The sequence below is a fragment of the Sphingopyxis sp. RIFCSPHIGHO2_12_FULL_65_19 genome (assembly GCF_001830555.1).
In the GTDB taxonomy this organism is placed as follows: Bacteria; Pseudomonadota; Alphaproteobacteria; order Sphingomonadales; family Sphingomonadaceae; genus Sphingopyxis.
Window position 1 is genome coordinate 19759 of the sequence record NZ_MIAM01000058.1, and the last position, 3926, is coordinate 23684.

Annotated in this window: 5 protein-coding genes; 4 read left to right on the plus strand and 1 reads right to left on the minus strand. The window is 62.7% G+C overall.

The genetic code is table 11. The features are described 5' to 3' along the window. Positions 1-127: 127 nt before the first annotated feature. Complete coding sequence (locus tag A3E77_RS16345; RefSeq protein ID WP_366652647.1) at positions 128-943, minus strand: hypothetical protein; 816 nt, start codon at positions 941-943, stop codon at positions 128-130. 342 nt (positions 944-1285) lie between these two features. On the opposite strand from A3E77_RS16345, the gene A3E77_RS16350 reads away from it, so the two are divergent. From A3E77_RS16350 to A3E77_RS16365, 4 genes are all read left to right on the plus strand, one after another. Then, on the plus strand, positions 1286-1942 hold the full coding sequence (locus A3E77_RS16350; protein WP_293647871.1) for an energy transducer TonB: 657 nt from the start codon (positions 1286-1288) through the stop codon (positions 1940-1942). Positions 1943-2001: 59 nt separating this feature from the next. Beyond that, entirely contained in the window at positions 2002-2814 is an 813-nt protein-coding gene (locus A3E77_RS16355) for a MotA/TolQ/ExbB proton channel family protein (protein WP_293647873.1), read from the plus strand. Positions 2815-2939: 125 nt separating this feature from the next. After that, entirely contained in the window at positions 2940-3458 is a 519-nt protein-coding gene (locus tag A3E77_RS16360; protein WP_293647875.1) for an ExbD/TolR family protein, read from the plus strand. Positions 3459-3493: 35 nt separating this feature from the next. Further along, positions 3494-3919: an ExbD/TolR family protein gene (locus tag A3E77_RS16365; RefSeq protein ID WP_293647877.1), complete on the plus strand. Its 426-nt coding sequence runs from the start codon at positions 3494-3496 to the stop codon at positions 3917-3919. Positions 3920-3926: the final 7 nt, after the last annotated feature.

Consider the following 3926-nt stretch of genomic DNA (forward strand, 5'->3'; position numbering starts at 1 on the left):
GACATGCGGGGACTCCGAACAATATGCGCGGACGATCGCCCGCCGGAAGCCAGCGCCCTATCCGCTTTTGGGACGGAAACAAGCCCGGTCCGCCCAGGGGGCGCCGAAGCTGCGCTTTATTGTCCGGCTATTGCGTTGCGACCGGCGGTTTGCGCGTGCGCGTGCATTCGCCCAGCGCGCCCAGGACGATCGCATAATCCGACGCGGCCTTGCGGCGGTCCTCGGGCGCGGTTCCGGCCAGCTTGCTCAGCGGCAGGGTGCGCGGCAGGCCGCAGGCGAGCCGATACCAGGCCAGCGTACCGCGCGCGGGCACCGCGGCCGATCCGTCGACGATCTCGCCAAAGGCGGCCGCCCAGCGCCGCGACCCGTCGGCGGCGGTCAGGATGGTCAGCGAAACGGGCTCGCCCGTGCGCGTATCGAGGAAGAGCTGGGTTTCGCCTTCGCCGGGAAGCGTGCCGGGAACATGAAAGCCGTTGGCGATGCCGGTGACCGCGGGCGGGGCGCCGGGTTTCACCATTTCGGTCAGGATGGCGCGCAGCCGCGCGTCGGTCGCGGGGTCCCACGGCAATTGCGCGTCGGGGGCGACCAGCTGGACGCTGCCGGTGCTGCTGCTGCCGGCAGCGGCGCCTGCGACCGGGCGGGCGAAGAGCAGGACCGGCTGCTTTTTCTTGAGCTTCGGCGCCTTGCCTTTCGCATCCTGGGGCAGGTCGACGAGATAGGAGATTCGCGCCGCGAGCGGACCGCTGCCGCGAATCAGGCTGACCACATCGGCCTCGACATAGAATCGGCTGTGACCCGCCGCGACTCCGGGCGCTTGCGCGGGTTTGAGCGCCACGGCCCTCGAAATCCGCGCCTGAATCGCGATCGGCGCGGCGCTCGCCAGGTCGGCGATGTCGGCATAGCTATAGGGGCTGGCCGGGGCCGCCGTCGCGGGCGACTGCATCGCGGAAACGCTTGAGATTCCAAGGGTAAGGGTCAGAATTCCGACGAGTGCTGCCGGGTGGGGGAGGCGCATGGTTGATCCACTTTCCGTCATTTATGACACCGGTATCGGCGCCTGAATCCCCATGATGGGACAAGGCACATTAACCGCTGATAAAGGGTTTGCGAATGTGCCGCCACCGCGATAGGACGGGCCGCGAAGCGTCCGGCAAAAACATAATAAGCCGAACGTAGCGCCGTCGGGTCTCGCACAACGCATCGGAAATCATCCGGGCATTTGGCTACCGAACCCGTCGGCAGGGAATTGGTGTCAGGATGATCTAGCAAGGAGCGTCGTCCCTGAATGGCTTATGGTGATAATGTCGACCCTAAAAACAGGGTAGTGGCGATTGTCTTGGTTGGTCTGCTTACGGCAGTTCTGGGCTACGGCCTGGTCAACGGCCTGAATATCAGTATCGTCAAGACGATCGCCGAAAAATTGGATGTGGTGGACGTCGAAGAGCCGCCGCCGCCGGAGGAACCGCCGCCGCCGCCGCCGCCGGACAATGTCTTGCCGCCGCCGCCGCCGGTCGTGACGCCGCCGTCGCCGATTCCGCCGCCGGTATCGACGAACACGATCCAGTCGGTGCCGAAAGCGCCGCCGACGCCGCCGCCGCCCGTCTTTACGCCGCCGGCGCCGCCAGCGCCGCCGCCGACGCCGGATCTCAGCGCCGCAGGTTCGCCGCGTGGCAACCCCGGTCGCTGGGCGACGAACGACGATTATCCGGCCCGTGCCATGCGCGAAGAGCGTGAAGGCACCACCGGGTTCCGCGTTACCTATGGGGTCGACGGCCGCATCACTTCGTGTGACGTGACTTCGTCGAGCGGTCATGCCGATCTCGATGCCGAAACCTGCAAGCTTATCCAGCGTCGTGGCCGGTTCAATCCGGGCAAGGATCGCGCGGGTAACCCAACGGGTGGCACCTACAGCAATCGTATCCGTTGGCAGATCCCGCGCTGATTTCGCGCACGCAGATTTGCTATCGAATTTATCGAATATTTTGAGAGGGATTTTCCAGTATGTTTAATCTGATCGCAAATGCCGCCGCCGCGGCACCGGCCCACGACGCAGGGCTCAGCCTGATGCCTGCCGCCATGTGCGTGAAGGAAGAAGGCGCGAGCCCCTATGGTCTCGTTCCCGCATTGTGCGAAGGCGGCATCGTCTCGCAGGTCACCTTCCTCGTCCTGCTGATCATGTTCATCGGCACGCTCTACATCCTGTTCACCAAGCTGTTTGAACAGAATAAGGTCATCAACCAGGGCAAGGCGGTCGACGCCAATTTCTGGCGCGCTCCGACGCTCGCCGACGGCGCTTCCAAGCTCGAAAAGAACAGCGCCTATCGCCAGGTCGTCGAAGACGGTCTGCGCGCCAACGAAGAGCATAACAAGCTGACCGATCCCGTCGAAGCCCACGACTGGATGCACGGCACGCTCGAGCGTTCGCAGAACCACATCAACTCGAAGCTGAACTCGGGCCTCGCCTTCCTCGCGACCGTGGGTTCGACCGCTCCGTTCGTCGGTCTGTTCGGTACGGTTATCGGTATTCTTCGCGCGCTCGTGAAGATCGGTGCATCGGGCCAGGCCTCGATCGACACCGTTGCCGGTCCGGTCGGTGAAGCGCTGATCATGACCGCCATCGGTCTGATCGTGGCGGTTCCCGCGGTGCTCGCGTTCAACTGGCTCCAGAGCCGCAACAAGGCGATCGCCCGCCGCCTGTCGACCTTCTCGAACGACGTTCTCGGTTCGATCATGTCGAACGGCCAGGTGAAGCCGGCCACGACCGTTGCTCCGGCGAAGGCCGCTGCTCCGGCCGCGGCACCGAAGAAGGCCTGATCGGTCTCTTGGATCCCCGCTTTTCGCGCATTGCGAAAGCGGGGTCCGCTGGACCCGGGTCGGCAGGCCGATGGCGCGTCGACCCGAAGTCCATGACAGTAATTTTGTGACAGGATACTGATCCTATGTCGATGAGTGTAGGCGACAAGGGCGAAGATGCCCCGATGTCCGAGATCAACACGACACCGCTCGTGGATATCATGCTCGTGTTGCTCATCATCTTCCTCATCACGGTCCCCGTGGTGGTGCAGACGGTGAACCTCAAGCTTCCCGATGTGGCGTTTGAAGTGACGACGACGAAACCTGAAAATGTGCTGTTGTCGGTTCGCTCGGCCGATACCGATGGCGATGGCGAACCGAACCCCGAAAGCAGCGCCTGCGAAGTCTATTGGGGCCAAACCCCGGTCGATTCGCGCGAACTGCTCGATCGCGGTCAGAAAAAGCTTGAACAGCTCATCGAGGATATTGGTGGCGTCGAGAACATCACCGAAGACAATTTCCCCGAAGTGCACATCCGCGGCGACGTCAATGCGCCATACCAGTGCATCGGCGGGGTGATCTATACGATGCAGTTCGCCGGCTTCCAGAAGATCGGGTTCATTTCCGAACCGGCTGCTGGCTCGGGCACCGTGAGCCGCCTGTAAGGGCGCGGGCCGTTTAAGAACGAAGGAATAAACGCATGTCCATGGCAGTTGGAGATCGGGACGAAAATGAACCGATGATGGATATGAACACGACGCCGTTGATCGACGTCATGCTCGTGCTCCTCATCATGTTCATCATCACCATCCCGGTCCAGACCCACGCGGTAAAGATCGACCTGCCGGTTCCCGACAACAGCACCAGCAATGTCGATCCGGAAAAGAACAAGGTGATGATCGATCCTGCCGGAACGATCACCTGGAACGGGGCGCCGGTCGACCTGGCGCAGTTGGCCTCCTATCTGGAACAGACCAAGGCTTTGCCGGTCGAACCCGAATTGCAGGTCCAACCCGACCCCTATGCGCGTTACATCGTCGTCGACAATGTTTTGGCGGTGATCAAGCGTAGCGGCGTCGGCAAGCTCGGCTTCGTCGGCAACGAACAATATGCCCGCGTCTTCTGATCTTTGA